The 15716-nt window shown below is 71.7% G+C and carries 17 protein-coding genes; 7 read left to right on the plus strand and 10 right to left on the minus strand.

Annotated elements, in window-relative coordinates; translation table 11 throughout:
* Window positions 1–107: 107 nt before the first annotated feature.
* The 4 genes from J116_RS07570 to J116_RS07585 form a co-directional block, all read right to left on the minus strand.
* Window positions 108–602: a GNAT family N-acetyltransferase gene (locus tag J116_RS07570; RefSeq protein WP_235617326.1), complete on the minus strand. Its 495-nt coding sequence runs from the start codon at window positions 600–602 to the stop codon at window positions 108–110.
* A 58-nt stretch (window positions 603–660) separates the two neighbouring features.
* Window positions 661–2361, minus strand: coding sequence for an acyl-CoA mutase large subunit family protein (locus J116_RS07575; protein ID WP_023586492.1), 1701 nt, complete (start codon window positions 2359–2361; stop codon window positions 661–663).
* A gap of 84 nt (window positions 2362–2445) precedes the next feature.
* Complete coding sequence (locus J116_RS07580; RefSeq protein ID WP_028963798.1) at window positions 2446–2778, minus strand: DUF3817 domain-containing protein; 333 nt, start codon at window positions 2776–2778, stop codon at window positions 2446–2448.
* A gap of 63 nt (window positions 2779–2841) precedes the next feature.
* On the minus strand, window positions 2842–3351 hold the full coding sequence (locus J116_RS07585; RefSeq protein WP_023586494.1) for a MarR family winged helix-turn-helix transcriptional regulator: 510 nt from the start codon (window positions 3349–3351) through the stop codon (window positions 2842–2844).
* A 167-nt stretch (window positions 3352–3518) separates the two neighbouring features.
* On the opposite strand from J116_RS07585, the gene J116_RS07590 reads away from it, so the two are divergent.
* A complete protein-coding gene (locus J116_RS07590; RefSeq protein ID WP_023586495.1) occupies window positions 3519–4583 on the plus strand; it encodes a glycoside hydrolase family 6 protein in 1065 nt (354 codons plus the stop codon).
* On the opposite strand, the gene J116_RS07595 is transcribed toward J116_RS07590, so the two are convergent.
* Window positions 4555–6534, minus strand: a complete 1980-nt coding sequence (locus J116_RS07595; RefSeq protein WP_023586496.1) for a radical copper oxidase GlxA — start codon at window positions 6532–6534, stop codon at window positions 4555–4557. The two genes, J116_RS07590 and J116_RS07595, sit on opposite strands and share 29 nt — an antisense overlap.
* Window positions 6535–6537: 3 nt before the next feature.
* Window positions 6538–8322, minus strand: coding sequence for a glycosyltransferase family 2 protein (locus tag J116_RS07600; RefSeq protein WP_023586497.1), 1785 nt, complete (start codon window positions 8320–8322; stop codon window positions 6538–6540).
* Window positions 8323–8633: 311 nt separating this feature from the next.
* Between J116_RS07600 and J116_RS07605 the strand changes: the two genes are divergently transcribed.
* On the plus strand, window positions 8634–9110 hold the full coding sequence (locus J116_RS07605) for a hypothetical protein (RefSeq protein ID WP_139140470.1): 477 nt from the start codon (window positions 8634–8636) through the stop codon (window positions 9108–9110).
* Window positions 9111–9156: 46 nt separating this feature from the next.
* Here the strand turns inward: J116_RS07605 and J116_RS07610 are convergent, their stop codons facing one another.
* Together J116_RS07610 and J116_RS07615 are read right to left on the minus strand one after the other, a co-directional pair.
* The gene (locus J116_RS07610; RefSeq protein ID WP_023586499.1) at window positions 9157–9447 is read right to left on the minus strand and encodes an MTH1187 family thiamine-binding protein; all 291 of its coding nucleotides are present in this window, start codon (window positions 9445–9447) and stop codon (window positions 9157–9159) included.
* Complete coding sequence (locus tag J116_RS07615) at window positions 9444–9788, minus strand: DUF3817 domain-containing protein (RefSeq protein WP_023586500.1); 345 nt, start codon at window positions 9786–9788, stop codon at window positions 9444–9446. Before J116_RS07615 ends, J116_RS07610 begins: the two co-directional genes overlap by 4 nt.
* Window positions 9789–9964: 176 nt before the next feature.
* On the opposite strand from J116_RS07615, the gene J116_RS07620 reads away from it, so the two are divergent.
* From J116_RS07620 to J116_RS07635, 4 genes are all read left to right on the plus strand, one after another.
* Window positions 9965–10603, plus strand: a complete 639-nt coding sequence (locus tag J116_RS07620; protein WP_028963799.1) for an AIM24 family protein — start codon at window positions 9965–9967, stop codon at window positions 10601–10603.
* Window positions 10603–11253: an AIM24 family protein gene (locus tag J116_RS07625; RefSeq protein ID WP_023586502.1), complete on the plus strand. Its 651-nt coding sequence runs from the start codon at window positions 10603–10605 to the stop codon at window positions 11251–11253. The genes J116_RS07620 and J116_RS07625 overlap by 1 nt, the downstream gene beginning before the upstream one ends.
* A complete protein-coding gene (locus J116_RS07630; RefSeq protein WP_023586503.1) occupies window positions 11250–12044 on the plus strand; it encodes an AIM24 family protein in 795 nt (264 codons plus the stop codon). The genes J116_RS07625 and J116_RS07630 overlap by 4 nt, the downstream gene beginning before the upstream one ends.
* A gap of 138 nt (window positions 12045–12182) precedes the next feature.
* The gene (locus J116_RS07635; RefSeq protein WP_023586504.1) at window positions 12183–12659 is read left to right on the plus strand and encodes a MarR family winged helix-turn-helix transcriptional regulator; all 477 of its coding nucleotides are present in this window, start codon (window positions 12183–12185) and stop codon (window positions 12657–12659) included.
* 177 nt (window positions 12660–12836) lie between these two features.
* On the opposite strand, the gene meaB is transcribed toward J116_RS07635, so the two are convergent.
* Complete coding sequence (gene meaB / locus J116_RS07640) at window positions 12837–13793, minus strand: methylmalonyl Co-A mutase-associated GTPase MeaB (protein ID WP_023586505.1); 957 nt, start codon at window positions 13791–13793, stop codon at window positions 12837–12839.
* Window positions 13794–13808: 15 nt separating this feature from the next.
* Window positions 13809–15020, minus strand: coding sequence for an acetyl-CoA C-acetyltransferase (locus J116_RS07645; protein WP_023586506.1), 1212 nt, complete (start codon window positions 15018–15020; stop codon window positions 13809–13811).
* A gap of 148 nt (window positions 15021–15168) precedes the next feature.
* On the opposite strand from J116_RS07645, the gene mce reads away from it, so the two are divergent.
* Window positions 15169–15609, plus strand: coding sequence for a methylmalonyl-CoA epimerase (gene mce / locus J116_RS07650; RefSeq protein ID WP_023586507.1), 441 nt, complete (start codon window positions 15169–15171; stop codon window positions 15607–15609).
* Window positions 15610–15716: the final 107 nt, after the last annotated feature.

The following is a 15716-nucleotide window of genomic DNA, read 5'->3' on the forward strand; positions in this document are numbered from 1 at the left end:
TCGGTAGGCCCGAGCGGCGGTACGGGCCAGGGGCGTTACGGGCCGGTGGGCGGTACGGGCCCACGTCGGAGCCGCACGCAGGGAACGGGAGCGGTGGACCGGAGCGGTCAGAGCGGCCGGTACATCACGTGCAGGCCCGTGTACCCCTCGACCGGGTGGTGGAAGGCGTCCGGGACGGTGCCGACGATCCGGAAGCCCAGGTCCTCGTAGAGCCGTGCCGCGTGGGTGTTGGTCTGGACGACCGCGTTGAACTGCATGCCCCGGTACCCGGCCTCCTTGGCCCACCGGAGGCTGTACTCCACGAGGGCCCGGCCGATGCCGCGTCCGCCGTGTGCCGGGTCGACCATGTAGCTGGCGCTGGCGATGTGCCCTCCGTTGCCGCCCTGGTTGCGGTTCATCTTGGCGGTGCCGACGACCGTGCCGTCCGCGTCCACGGCGACGACCGTGCGGTTCGGCGGCTCCAGCAGCCACCAGCCGCGCGCCTCGTCGGCGTCCAGGTCCTGCGGGTAGGTGAAGGTGTCGCCCGCGGCGACGATTCTGTGGAAGAAGGGCCAGATGGCCGGCCAGTCGGCGGCGGTGGCCTCTCGGATCTCGGCGTGCACGCGCTCCAGCATGCACGCCGAGACCGTCGAGGGCGAAGGGGTTTCCCCCCCCGCCCGGTCAGAACCCGGCGGGCTCGGTGTACGTGCCCCACTCGTCGCGCAGGGCGTCGCAGATCTCCCCGAGGGTGGCCTCGGCCCGTACGGCGTCGAGCATCGGCCCGATCATGTTGGAGCCGTCGCGGGCGGCGGCCAGCATCGCGTCGAGCGCGCCGCGCACCCTGGCGTCGTCGCGGCGGGCCTTGCGGTCGGCGAGGATGCGCACCTGCTCGCGCTCCACCTCGTGGCTGACCCGCAGGATCTCCAGGTCGCCGGTGACGGAGCCGGTGTGGCAGTTGACGCCGACGACCCGCTTGTCGCCCTTCTCCAGGGACTGCTGGTAGCGGAAGGCGGACTCGGCGATCTCGCCGGTGAACCAGCCGTCCTCGATGCCGCGCAGGATGCCGGAGGTGATCGGGCCGATGGGGTGCTGCCCGTCCGGGTGGGCGCGCAGTCCCCGCTCCTTGATCTGGTCGAAGATCTTCTCGGCGTCGGCCTCGATGCGGTCGGTGAGCTGCTCCACGTACCAGGAGCCGCCCAGCGGGTCCGCGACGTTGGCGACGCCGGTCTCCTCCATCAGCACCTGCTGGGTGCGCAGGGCGATCTCGGCGGCCTGCTCGGAGGGGAGGGCGAGGGTCTCGTCCAGGGCGTTGGTGTGGAGCGAGTTGGTGCCGCCGAGCACCGCGGCGAGCGCCTCGACGGCCGTGCGCACGACGTTGTTGTACGGCTGCTGGGCGGTCAGCGACACGCCGGCGGTCTGGGTGTGGAAGCGGAGCCACTGCGCCTTGTCGGTCCTGGCGCCGTAGACCTCCTTCATCCAGCGGGCCCAGATGCGGCGGGCGGCGCGGAACTTGGCGATCTCCTCGAAGAAGTCGACGTGCGCGTCGAAGAAGAAGGAGAGGCCGGGCGCGAAGACGTCCACGTCCAGGCCGCGCGACAGGCCCAGCTCGACGTAGCCGAAGCCGTCGGCGAGGGTGTACGCCAGCTCCTGCGCGGCCGTCGAACCGGCCTCGCGGATGTGGTAGCCGGAGACGGAGAGCGGCTTGTACGCGGGGATGTCGCGGGCGCAGTGCTCCATCAGGTCGCCGATGAGGCGCAGATGGGGCTCCGGCTCGAACAGCCACTCCTTCTGGGCGATGTACTCCTTGAAGATGTCCGTCTGGAGCGTGCCGTTCAGGACGGCCGGGTCCACGCCCTGGCGCTCGGCGGCGACGATGTACATGCAGAAGACCGGGACGGCGGGGCCGCTGATGGTCATCGAGGTGGTCACGTCGCCGAGCGGGATGTCCTTGAAGAGGACCTCCATGTCGGCGGCGGAGTCGATGGCGACACCGCAGTGGCCGACCTCGCCCAGCGAGCGCGGGTCGTCGGAGTCGCGGCCCATGAGCGTCGGCATGTCGAAGGCGACCGAGAGGCCGCCGCCTCCCGCCGCCAGGATCATCTTGTACCGCTCGTTGGTCTGCTCGGCGTTGCCGAAGCCCGCGAACTGGCGGATGGTCCAGGTGCGGCCGCGGTAGCCGGTCGGGTACAGGCCGCGGGTGAAGGGGTACTCACCGGGCCAGCCGATCCGCTCGAAACCGTCGTACGTGTCGCCGGGCCGCGGCCCGTAGACGGGCTCCACGGGGTCGCCGGAGAGCGTGGTGAAGTCGGCGTCGCGCTTCTTGGCGGCGTCATAACGGGCCTGCCAGCGTCGGCGGCCTTCCTCGATGGCGTCAGCGTCCATACCTTCGAATTTACTAGGACGTCCAAGTAAATGTCGATGGCCGACCGCCGGGCGCGGCGTCACACCCGGCGGCCGGGGCGCTTCTCAGGCCTGGGCGGGGGTCGGCGCGGCGCCGCTGATCAGCGGCTTCACCTCGGCGACGACCTTGCGCTCGACGAAGAACGCGGCGAAGGGGATCGTGCCGGACAGCAGGATCCACAGCAGCTTGCCGAACGGCCAGCGGGCCTTGGAGCCCAGGTCGAAGGCGAAGATCAGGTAGATGATGTAGAGGACGCCGTGGGTCTGGGACACCACGAAGGTCACGTCCTCGCCCATGTCGAACCCGTACTTGAAGATCATGCAGGTGGAGAGCACGAGCAGCATGACGGCGGTGACGTAGGCCATCACCCGGTAGCGGGTCAGCACGCTGGATTTCATGGCATCGAGCGTAACGACCCGATCCGGGCGATCTTCGCGCACCCCCGGCCTCCTCCGCCGGGCCTACTTCTCCTCGAAGTCCCCCGCCGCCACCCGCAGCGGCCGGAGCATCGCGAAGATCTCGGCGCACTCCTCGGCGTCGTACGCGCCGAGCCCGAAGTCCATGGCCATCAGGTCCGCCGTGGCGGCCTCGACCACCTCGCGGCCCTTGTCCGTGATGGAGGCGAGGGTGCCGCGCCCGTCGTTCGGGTTCGGGCGCTTGTCCACGAGCCCGGAGCGCACCAGCCGGTCCACGGTGTTCGTCACCGACGTGGGGTGGACCATCAGCCGCTCGCCGATCTTCGACATGGGCAGCTCCCCGGCCTTGGAGAAGGTGAGCAGCACCAGCGCCTCGTACCGCGCGAACGTCAGCCCGTACGGCTTGACGACCGCGTCCACCTCGGCCAGCAGGATCTGGTGGGCGCGCATGATCGAGGTGATCGCGGCCATCGAGGGGACGGGGCCCCAGCGCTGCCGCCAGAGCTCGTCGGCGCGGGCGATGGGGTCGAAGGGGAGACTGAGCGGCTTCGGCACGCCATGACCTTACCGACCGGCCACATGGCGGTCAGCCGGGTCTCACGCTTCGGTCGCCGTACGGCCGCCCCCGGGCGGCGGGGGTGACGGCCGGTGTCGCGTCGCCACTCTCCGTGACCGCCGTGTCACGATGGCCGGGTCTGCCCGCAGCGCTCCGAGGGATTGTGATGTCCGGCAACCGACCGTCGTCCCGCGCCCTGCTCACGTGGGCGCTCATCGCCTTCCTGCTCGCCTCCGGCTGCTCGTCCGGGCGGTCCGAGGGCCCTGGAGGCGCTGGTGAGCCGTCGTCCGGGGCCGTCCGGCGGGGCGAGGCCGCCGCGCCCTCCTCGGGGTCGCCGTTCTGGGTGGACCCGGACAGCGCGGCGGCACGGCAGGTGGAGGAGTACGAGGCGGCCGGGCGCGCCGAGGACGCGAAGCTGCTGCGGAGGATCTCCGAGCGGCCCGCCGCGATCTGGCCGTCCGGGGAGGACCCGGTGCCGGACGTGGCGAGGGCGGTGCGCGGCGCGGCGGGCGAGGACCGCACGGTCGTGCTGGTGGCGTACAACGTCCCGCACCGCGACTGCGGCCGGTACTCGGCGGGCGGCGCGGCGGACGGGGACGCCTACCGGCGCTGGCTGGACGCGTTCGCGGGCGCCGTCGGGGACGCGCGGGCGGTCGTCGTGCTGGAGCCGGACGCGGTGCCGCACCTGGTGGACGGGTGCACGGCGGGGACGTACGCGCAGGAGCGGTACCGGCTGCTGTCGGAGGCGGTGGACCGGCTGAAACGGCAGCCGCGCACGAAGGTGTACCTGGACGCGGGGAACCCGGCGTGGCTGAAGGACCCGGGAAAGCTGGTGGAGCCGCTGCGGCGGGCGGGGATCGGGCGGGCGGACGGCTTCGCGCTGAACGTGGCGAACTTCCAGACGGACGAGGTGGTGCGGGCGTTCGGGCGGGAGCTGTCGGGGCTGCTGGGCGGGGTCCGGTTCGTCGTGGACACGAGCCGCAACGGGGCGGGGCCGCTGCCGGGCGGCGGCGAGGAGGCGTGGTGCAACCCGCCGGGCCGGGCGCTCGGCATCCCGCCGACGCTGCGCACCGGGGACGGGCTGGTGGACGCGTACCTGTGGGTGAAGCGGCCGGGCGAGTCGGACGGCACCTGCCGCGGCGGCCCCGCGGCAGGCACCTGGTGGCCGGAGTACGCCTTGGGGCTGGCGCGCGGGGCGTCGTCTAGCTCCCCTGCGGCTCCAGGGGTTTGACCTGGATCCATTTGGCGACGGACGGGCGGCCTTCGGCGTCGAGGGCGAAGAGCATGTACCAGCCGGGCGGGACCAGGGTCGGGTCGAGGGGGGCCTCGACGGTGATGGAGTCCTCGGTGCGGGTGAGGCCCAGTTCGACGGACCGCTGTTCCACGTCCGTCGTGTGGGTGACGGCGCTGGGGCGCATCAGGCGGGCCCTGGTGACGTGGGGGGCGTCCTTCGTCTCGAAGGTGGCGCGGCCGTTCCGGTCCAGTTCGCTCGGCCCGTCGCCGAGTACGGGGCGTTCGCGGGCGGCGTCGCCCTGGAGGTAGGGCGGGGTGAACACCTCGACGCGCTGCTCGAACGTACCGATCTTGGTGTTGTCCTTGTCGGCGAACAGCGGGTCGGAGCCGAAGGTGGCGACGCGGCCGTCGGGCAGCAGCAGCGCCTCGGAGTGGTAGTTGCGGCCGACGGTCGGGTCGGCGGCGGGGCGGAAGCTGTTGGTGCGGGGGTCGTAGAACTGGGCCTTGAGGATGTCGCTGGCGCCGCGGCCGCGGTAGTCGCGGGAGCCGCCGGAGGTGAAGACCGTGTCGTCGGGCAGCAGGACGCTGCTGAGGTAGCGGGTGCCCTGCGGGAGGGAGGGCCCGGGGCGGAAGACGGGGCTCTGCTCCTTGAGGTCGATGACGGCCGTGCGGGGTGTGGCGAGGGCGGACTCGCCGACCCCGCCGCCGCCGAGGACCATCAGCCTCTGCTCCTGGACGGGCGGGAGGATGAGGGAGGCGGACGTCTCCAGCTGGTCGGGGTCGGCGATGCCGCGGATCTCCTGGAAGACGTTCCGCCTCAGGTCCCACAGGCCGGGGACGCGGCCCTTGTCGGCGGGGCCGTAGCCGGCGTTGGAGCCCGTGTAGAAGAGCTTGCCGCCCTGCGTGAGGAAGAGGGCCGGGTAGGTGGGGAAGTAGCGGAAGGGGCCCTTGGTCCACTTCTTGGTCTTCGGGTCGTAGATCTCGTTGTCGCCGGGGACGACGTCGCCCACGTCGTTGAGGCCGGACACGGCGAGGACCTTGCCGTCCTGGAGGGTGACGAGGGTGGGGTACCAGCGGGCCTCCTTCATCGGGGCGACCGGCACGTACCGCTCGGCGACGGGGTCGAACTCGTAGGCCGACTTGATGCCCTGGAAGTCCTGCTTGGCGGTGGTGAGCTTCTGGGCGACGCCGTAGACGTTGCGTGCGTCGTCGCCCTTCAGGCCGAGGATCTCGTACTGGGCGGCCTGGGTGGTGAGCCCCTTGGGGCCCTCCTCGCGCGCCTCGACGAAGACGCGGGCCTCGGCGGCGGTGACCTTGGTCTCCCAGGGCTTCATCTGCCCGGTCTCGGAGTACGTGACCTTGAACTCGCGTTTCGCCTCGGGGACGGTGACGTCCTGTGTGGAGACGTACTCGACGCCCCTGGGCGAGCGGAAGACGGTGCCCTTCTTGAGGGTGACGGCCTTGTCGGGGCTCTCGTTCTTCACGCGCATGGTGCCGCCCGCGCGCTTGACCTCGCCGTCGAGGACCTCGTACCGGGCGGTGCCGCCCGCGACGAGGAGGCGGCCGTCGGGGAGCTGGCTGTGGCCCGCGCAGAAGAAGTCCTCGGGGGTGTTGACGGCCTGGAAGGTGTTGGCGGCCGGGTCCCACAGGATCGTCTTGAAGGTCCCGGCGTCGAAGAACTTCTGGTTGTTGCCGGACCCGGCGATGAGGAGGACCTTGCCGCTGCGCAGGAGGGCGGCGTGGATGGCGTTGAGCCGGTGGTCGCCGGGGACGTGGACCTCCGCCCAGGAGCCGTACTTCGCCTTGTAACCGGGCTGGGAGATCTTGTAGGCGTGGTACTTCTCCTCGGCGAAGGAGATCGCGGCGGGCGCGTTAAGACCGGCGAGGACGATGACGGCGCCGCCGCCGAGCAGGGTCCTCTTGAACTTCCTGGAGGGCTGGTAGGCCATGGGTCAGTTCCCTCCCGGGGTGGTGGCGAGGGCCGCCTCGGGGTCCTCGCCGTGCTCGGCCGCGGGCAGGGCGGCCGTGGCGCGGCCGGTGGCGGCGCGGCGCTCCCGGGCGGCGGACCAGGCCCAGACGGCGACGGGCGCGATGCTGACGGCGAGGGCGAGGACGGCCCAGGTGCGCATGGCGGCGTGGGTGTGGCCGAAGTGGACGGACGCGAGGAGCGAGGCCGCGAGGACGGCGGCCCAGCCGAGGTGGACACGGAAGGTCAGCAGCCGGTCCGGGCTGGCCCGGCCGCCCTTGGGGGTGACGACGAACCGGCCGCTGGTGCGCAGGACGGCGGAGGTCAGCGACCTGAGGTAGACGGGCGCGGAGAGGGCGGACATGGCCATCCCGGCGACGCCGCCGGAGCCCTCGGGCTCGTGCGGGGAGACGTTGTGGCGCCGGTTCCACAGGTAGAGGCCGATCTGGAGGGCGGCGGCGTCGCTGTAGAGCATCAGCCACACGGAGGTGGACACCTGCGTGCCGGACGCCCCGAACCAGAGGTGGAGGACGCAGCTGAGGACGCCGAGGAGCCAGTTGACGGCGGTCATCGGGTAGTAGACGAGCATGAGGGTGTAGTTGAGGAGCCGCCCGGGCGGCAGGCTGAACGGCGCCTTCCAGAACTGCTTGAGCAGCGTCTCGTACGTACCGCGTGACCAGCGGATCTGCTGGGTGAAGAAGTCGGTCCAGGAGGCGGGGCCCTCGCCGACGGCCAGCACGTCGGGGGTGTAGACGGAGCGCCAGTGCCGTCCTGTGACGGGGTTCCGGCGGCGGTGCAGCTCGAAGCCGGTGGCCATGTCCTCGGTGACGGAGTCGTAGAGTCCGCCGGCCTGGAGGAGGGCGCTGATCCGTACGACGTTGTTGGTGCCGACGAACATGGGGGCGCGGTAGCGGTTCCCGGCGCGCTGGATGAGGGCGTGGAACAGGAACTGCTGGGACTCGGCGGCCTTGGTGACGGCGGAGTCGTAGTTGCCGTACACCTGCGGGCCCACGACGAACGCGACGTCGGGGTCGCGGAAGTAGCCGAGCATCCGCTCCAGGAAGTTCGGCAGCGGTACGTGGTCGGTGTCGACGGACGCGAAGTAGTCGTACGCGCCGCCGTGCAGGGCGAGCCAGGCGTTGTAGTTCCCGTGCTTGGTCCTCGCCTTGTGGGTGCCGGACGGGCGGTTCCACTCGGGGACGCCCCTGCGGGTGAAGTGGCGTATGCCCAGCTCGGCGCAGAGGGCGCGGGCCCGCTCGTCGTCGCCCTCGTCGAGCAGCCACACGTCCAGGACGCCCTGGTGGCGGACGCGGACGGCGCCCTCCAGGGTGGCGCGGACCATGGACAGGGGCTCCTTGCCGGGGACGTACGTCGTGAGGAAGGCGACGCGGGTGCCCGGTTCGGGCGGGACGGGCACGGGGTCGCGGGCGACGAGCGTGGCGTGGGCGATCGACACGACGTTGACCAGCATGAACAGGCAGATGAGCCCGATGGAGACGAGCATCACCGTGTCGCACGCGACCAGCCACCCCGGGGCGCCCTCCCGGCGGGTCCGGTGGCTGGGCCACACGAGGTAGGCGAGGAGGACGGCGGAGAGCACCGGGGCGAGGGTCATGAGCAGGACGGCGCGTATTCGGCGCGGCTCGCGTCCGAGCAGGCTGCGGTACTCGACGGTGTACGCCGCCGGACCCGGGTCCGTCAGGGGGCCGGCGAGGCGGCTGTAGGCGTCGTAGTCGTAGCCGCCGCGGGTGCCGTCGCTGTCGGGCAGCACGGGTGCCTCCAGCCTGTCGGGCGAGATCGCTTACCCCCACGAAAGGGGACGGGAGTCCGCCCGTCGAGCCGAAGACCTCCGACCGGGCGTACGGCCCCGCGCGTCGGCGCGCAGGCGCCGGGACGCCGGGACGCCGGGGGCGGGGAGCCGCCCGCGGCCCCGGGCGCGCCGGGCACGGCGGGCGTGCGGTGCGGGAGCGCGCCCGAACTCACCCGCCGGTCGGGCCGGATCCGGGCTTGGGTAGCTTGGGGCGCTGTCGCTCACGGCGACACCAGCTGCTCGGAACGGTGTTCGGGGGAGATGCGGCGGCCATGGCAGGAAACGCACGACGGTGGAAGATCGCGGTGCCGCTGGTGTCGCTCGCGCTCATCGGCTCCTGGGTGCACCTCTCGTACAACACGAACGTGCTCGGTGACGAGGAGCTGTGCGGCGGGCTGGTGTCCGCGCGGGCGGCCGAGACGGCGTTCTCCCGGACGGGCCGGGTCTCCGACGACGGCCGCCCCGGCCCCCGCGCGAACGAGGCGTCGTTCGACTGCTGGCTCGACAACACCTCCGCCCTCCCCGGCTCCGCGGACCTGGAGATGCACCTCTACACCACCCGCGACCGGGGCGACGAGGCGTTCACGGGCGGACCTTCTCCGTCCCCTCCACGAGAGCCGGAGACCCGCTCCACCACCGTCCCGCCGTGCGGCTGCGGCAGTACCGTAAAGACCTCAGCAAGGCGTTCGACACGGCCGCCCGGAAGGCCCTCGGCTGCGGGTGAGGACAGCGCTGTGCCCCGCCCGTGAGCGTCACGGGCGGGGCACAGGAGCAGGCAGGCGGCAGGGCGGGCCGTCAGGCCAGGTGGCGTTCGACCGTCTCGACCTTGGAGGTCAGCCCGTCGGTCACGCCCGGGCGGATGTCCGCCTTCAGGACCAGGGAGACGCGCGGCGCGCGGGCCTCGACGGCCGCGACCGCGCGGCGGACGACGTCCATGACCTCGTCCCACTCGCCCTCCACGGACGTGAACATCGCGTCCGTACGGTTCGGCAGGCCCGACTCGCGGACGACGCGGACGGCCTCGGCGACGTACTCGCCGACGTCCTCGCCCACGCCCAGCGGCGTCACGGAGAAGGCGACGATCACGCGTCCACCGTCCCCTCGCGGCGGGCGCGGGAGGCGATCACCGCGTCGTCGGCGGCGCGCTTGAGCTTGCGGTCGGCGTAGAAGCCGCCGAACGGCACCACGGACAGGACGAAGTACAGCGCGCCGGTCCTCACGTCCCACTTGGCGTTCTTCCAGGCGTCAAGCCAGAAGACCACGTACAGCAGGAACAGGAAGCCGTGGACGGCGCCCATGAAGGGGACGGCGTTGAACTCCGTCGTGCGCTTCAGGACCGAGCAGACGAGCAGCACGAGGAAGGAGACCGCCTCGGGGCCGGAGACGAGCCGGAGGCGGTGGAGGGCGGATGCGGTCTTGATGTCCACGGGAACAGGCACCTCTGCGTCGGGAGCGGTCTTGTGAATGGGCGCACAAGCGTCCCGCCCATTGTGGCAGGGGGCCGGAGTGTGGCGACCCATCGGGGTGGGGGCGGGGGGTGTGGCGGGCCCGAACAGGACCCCGGTGGTGTCCGCCGCGCCGCCCGTGCGGTTACCGTCGGGCCGTGGCAACCTTCCGACTCCAAGGCAGCAAGGTCCTCGCCGTCGATCTGAGCGGGGACGCGGTCCGGGCGAAGAACGGCTCGATGGTCGCGTACGAGGGCGACATGGCCTTCAAGAAGATGAGCGGCGGCGGCGAGGGCCTCCGCGGCATGGTCACCCGGCGGCTCACCGGCGAGCAGCTGGAGGTCATGGAGGTGCGGGGGCAGGGCGTCTGCTACTTCGCCGACCGGGCCTCCGACATCACGCTCCTGGCGCTGCACGGCGACAAGCTGAACGTCGAGGCGAGCAACCTGCTGTGCTCCGACGGCTCCCTGCGCACGGGTACGACGTTCACCGGGCTGCGCGGCGGCGCGACCGGCACGGGCCTGTTCACGACGACCGTCGAGGGCTCCGGGCAGGTGGCGATCATGTCCGACGGGCCCGCGGTGGTGCTGCGGGTGACCCCGCGGTTCCCGCTGGCGGTGGACCCGGGGGCGTACGTGGCGCACCAGGGGAACCTGCGGCAGACCTTCCAGTCCGGTGTCACGTTCCGCACGCTGCTGGGCGAGGGGGGCGGCGAGGCGTTCCAGATCCGCTTCGAGGGCGACGGGCTCGTGTACGTCCAGCCCAGCGAGCGCAACACGGTGGGAGGCGACGTCTGATGCCGTTCCGGGAGATCAACTCCAAGATGGTCGAGGCCACGGTCGCGCCGGGGCAGCGGATGTTCAGCCAGCGCGGGGCGATGCTCGCGTACACCGGCGACGTCACATTCACGCCGAACACGGCCGGCGGGCAGGGCGGCGTCATGGCGATGCTCGGCCGGCGCGCGGCGGGCGAGGCGGCTCCGCTGATGACCGTCGAGGGCAGCGGCACGGTGCTGTTCGGGCACGGCGGCCACCACGTCCAGGTGATCCGCCTGTCCGGGGAGACGCTGTACGTGGAGGCCGACCGGCTGCTGGCGTTCGACGGGACGCTGGAGCAGGGCACGATGTTCATGGGCTCCCAGGGCGGGGTGATGGGCATGGTGCGGGGCCAGGTGACCGGGCAGGGCCTGTTCACCACGACCCTCAAGGGGCACGGGGCGGTCGCCGTCATGGCGCACGGCGGGGTGATCGAGCTGCCGATCGCCCCGGGCCGACCGGTCCATGTGGACCCGCAGGCGTACGTCGCCCACCACGGCGACGTACGGAACAAGCTGTCCACGGCGCTGGGCTGGCGCGACATGGTGGGGCGCGGCTCGGGCGAGGCGTTCCAGCTGGAGCTGAGCGGCAGTGGTGCGGTGTACGTCCAGGCGTCGGAGGAGAAGCTGTGAGCACGACCGCGGTGTTCGACCCGTCGAACCTGCCGAGCGACGACAACGTCAACCCGTACACCTTCTGCGTGGACCTCAAGGGCTCCCGGTGGTTCCTCCAGAAGGGGAAGATGATCGCGTACTACGGGGACATCGCCTTCAACGGCGTGGGCCACGGGCCGCTGGACCGGCTGGTGCGGACGAGCTTCCACTCGCCGATGCACGCCGGGGACTGGGTGGTCGCGGAGGGCAGCGGGAAGATGCTGCTCGCGGACCGGGCGTTCGACGTGAACTCGTACGACCTCGAGGACGGCAATCTGACGATCCGGGCCGGGAACCTGCTGGCGTTCGAGCCGTCGCTGTCGCTGAAGCAGTCGATCGTGCCGGGTTTCCTGACGCTGATCGGTACGGGGAAGTTCGTGGCGGCGTCCAACGGGCCGGTGGTGTTCATGGAGCCGCCGATCCGGGTGGACCCGCAGGCGCTGGTGGGCTGGGCGGACTGCCCGTCGCCGTGCCACCACTACGACCACGGGTACATGAAGGGCGTGCTGGGCGGGCTGCGGGCGCTGACCGGGATGGGCGGGGCGTCGGGCGAGGAGCACCAGTTCGAGTTCGTCGGGGCCGGTACGGTGCTGCTCCAGTCGTCGGAGGCGCTGATGCCGGAGCAGGGCACGGGAACCGTTCCTCATGAGCCGGGCGTCCCCGGTGGCGGCGCGCCGCCCGCGGGGCACGGTTCCGGCCATGGCTCACAGGGGGCGGTACCGGGTCTTCCCGGCCAGCTGGGCGACCTCAGGCGTCGCTTCGGGCTGTGAGCGGTAGTCTGCGGAGTGTGACGCGCTCGAACGTCTGCGCCCTTGCGGGGGCGGAGGCGTTCGAGGACGGGGGACGGGGAAGCGAAGCGGCGTCACTTCACTTCGTCCAATTTTCAACATCTTAGGTAGAATCCATATATGGAGACCGAGACGGCCACCCCGTGGCTGACCGATGCCGAACAGTGCGCCTGGCGCACCTACCTGGACGTCAACCGACTCCTGACGTACCAGATGGAGAAGGACCTCCAGCCGTTCGGACTGACCTACAACGACTACGAGATCCTCGTGAACCTCTCGGAGTCCCCCGACCGGCGGATGCGGATGAGTGACCTCGCCGCGGCCACCCTCCAGTCCAAGAGCCGGCTCTCCCACCAGATCACCCGCATGGAGAACGCCGGTCTCGTCCGCCGCGAGAACTGCGAGTCGGACCGGCGCGGCCTGTACGCCGTGCTCACCGACCAGGGCATGGAGACCATGCGCAAGGTGGCACCCCACCACGTCGAGTCGGTGCGCAGGCACTTCATCGACCAGCTCTCCCCCGAGGCCCTCAGCGGGCTGCACGCCTCCCTGGGGCCCATCGCGGAGCACCTGCGCGGACTGCGCGGCAAGCCGTAACCCGGCGCTCCACGCCCCCGCGCTGCCCCGCGGGGCCACTGCCCCGGTGAGGGTCACGCCGACCGGCCCTCCACCGCCAAGGTGACGACAGACGGGGAACGGCCCCGCCCCTGACCGGGACGGGGCCGTTCGCCGTGTGCGGGCGGCGTACGGGTCCGTACGCCCCCGAGGGAGCCCTCAGCGGCCCGTCAGGCCCGCCACCAGCTCGTCGGCCGCCGCGTACGGGTCGAGCTCGCCCGCCACGATCCGCTCGGCCAGCGTGCCCAGGCGCCGGTCGCCGCTCAGGTCGCCGATCCGCTCGCGCAGCGCGGTGACCGCGATGGTCTCCACCTCGTGCGCGGCGCGGGCCCTGCGCCGCTCCGCGAGGACGCCGTGCTCCTCCATCCAGGCGCGGTGCTTCTCCAGGGCCTCCACGACCTCGTCGACGCCCTCCCCGCGCGCGGCGACCGTCTTGACGATCGGCGGCCGCCAGTCGCCGGGCGCCCGGGACTCGCCGAGGCCCAGCATGTGGTTCAGCTCGCGGGCCGTCGCGTCGGCGCCGTCCCGGTCCGCCTTGTTCACCACGTACACGTCGCCGATCTCCAGGATGCCGGCCTTCGCCGCCTGGATGCCGTCGCCCATGCCGGGCGCCAGCAGCACCACCGACGTGTCGGCCTGCGAGGCGATCTCCACCTCGGACTGGCCCACGCCGACGGTCTCCACCAGCACCACGTCGCAGCCGGCCGCGTCCAGCACCCGGATCGCCTGCGGCGCCGCCCACGCCAGACCGCCCAGATGGCCGCGGGTGGCCATGGAGCGGATGTAGACGCCCGGGTCGGAGGCGTGCTCGGACATCCGGACCCGGTCGCCCAGCAGGGCGCCGCCGGAGAACGGCGACGACGGGTCGACCGCCAGCACGCCGACCCGCTTGCCGGCCCTGCGGTACGCGGAGACCAGCGCCGACGTGGACGTGGACTTGCCGACGCCGGGCGAACCCGTCAGGCCCACCACGTACGCGCCGCCCGAGAGCGGGGCCAGGGCCGCCATCACCTCACGGAGCTGCGGGGACGCCCCCTCCACGAGCGAGATCAGCCGGGCCACGGCACGCGGCCGGCCCTCCCGTGCCTGGGCGACCAGTGCGGGGACGTCCACCATCACGTACAGAGCTCCTTACTTCGCCGAAGCGCTCGGGACACGGACGATCAGCGCGTCGCCCTGGCCGCCGCCGCCGCACAGGCCCGCCGCGCCGATGCCGCCGCCGCGCCGCTTGAGCTCCAGCGCCAGGTGCAGCACGATACGGGCGCCGGACATGCCGATGGGGTGGCCCAGCGCGATCGCGCCACCGTTGACGTTCACCTTTTCAGGGGACACGCCCAGATCCTTCATGGACTGCACGGCGACGGCGCCGAACGCCTCGTTGATCTCGATCAGGTCGAGGTCCTCGACGCCGAGGCCCTCCTTCTTCAGGGCGTGCAGGATCGCGTTGGACGGCTGGGACTGGAGGCTGTTGTCCGGGCCCGCGACATTGCCGTGGGCGCCGATCTCGGCGATCCACTCCAGGCCGAGCTCCTCCGCCTTGGCCTTGCTCATCACGACGACGGCCGCGGCGCCGTCGGAGATCTGCGAGGACGAACCGGCGGTGATCGTGCCGTCCTTGTCGAACGCCGGGCGGAGCTTGGCGAGCGTCTCGACGGTCGTGTCGGGGCGGATGCCCTCGTCCTTGGCGCAGATCACCGGGTCGCCCTTGCGCTGCGGGATCTCGATCGGGGTGATCTCGGCCTCGAACAGGCCGTTCTTCTGAGCGGCCGCCGCGCGCTGGTGCGACAGGGCGGACACCTCGTCCTGCTCGGCGCGGCCGATGCCGAGGCGGGTGTTGTGCCGCTCGGTGGAGTAGCCCATGGCGATGTGCTCGAACGGGTCGGTGAGCCCGTCGTGCGCCATCGAGTCGAGCATCTCGATCGCACCGTACTTGTAGCCCTCGCGGGACTTGGGCAGCAGGTGCGGGGCGTTGGTCATGGACTCCTGGCCACCGGCGACGATCACGTCGAACTCGCCGGCGCGGATCAGCTGGTCCGCGAGCGCGATGGCGTCGAGGCCGGAGAGGCAGACCTTGTTGACGGTCAGCGCCGGGACGCTCATCGGGATGCCCGCCTTGACGGCGGCCTGGCGGGCGGGGATCTGCCCGGCGCCTCCCGTGAGGACCTGGCCCATGATCACGTACTGCACCTGGTCGCCGCCGATGCCCGCCCGGTCGAGGGCGGCCTTGATGGCGAAGCCGCCGAGGTCCGCGCCGGAGAAGGACTTGAGGGAGCCGAGCAGGCGGCCCATGGGTGTACGGGCACCCGCGACGATCACGGAGGTGGTACCGGTCGTTCCAGACATGAGGACGATCCCCTTTCAGCCGGGAGGGCTGCGGAGTGAACGAGGGTTTACCGCCAATGTACTGAGCGGTGCCAGCCCCGGTCACCGGCCGGTCGGTGTGACGGCGCGCACGTTGCGTAACCGGCCGGTGGAGCGCTGCACTGTTCGCATGCTCACCAGAATCGACCACATCGGTATCGCCTGCTTCGACCTCGACAAGACGGTCGAGTTCTACCGCTCGACGTACGGCTTCGAGGTCTTCCACACCGAGGTCAACGAGGAGCAGGGGGTGCGCGAGGCCATGCTCAAGATCAACGAGACGTCCGACGGCGGCGCCTCCTACCTCCAGCTCCTCGAGCCCACCCGCGAGGACTCCACCGTCGCGAAGTGGCTCGCGAAGAACGGGGAGGGCGTCCACCACATCGCCTTCGGCACCGCCGACGTGGACGGCGACGCCGCAGCCGTCCGCGACAAGGGCGTCCGCGTCCTGTACGACGAGCCCCGGCGCGGCTCCATGGGGTCCAGGATCACGTTCCTGCACCCCAAGGACTGTCACGGCGTGCTGACCGAACTGGTCACGTCGGCTGAGCCCTCCTCAGCCGAGCACTGAACCGACGCGTCCCGGCCCGGTAGAGTGGGCCGCTCCGGGCCGGGGCCGGGTCGGGGCCGCCCTGCGGCGTCGTCGTCGGAAGCGTCGATCTGACACCATTCCCCGGG

It is taken from the genome of Streptomyces thermolilacinus SPC6 (genome assembly GCF_000478605.2).
GTDB lineage: Bacteria > Actinomycetota > Actinomycetes > Streptomycetales > Streptomycetaceae > Streptomyces > Streptomyces thermolilacinus.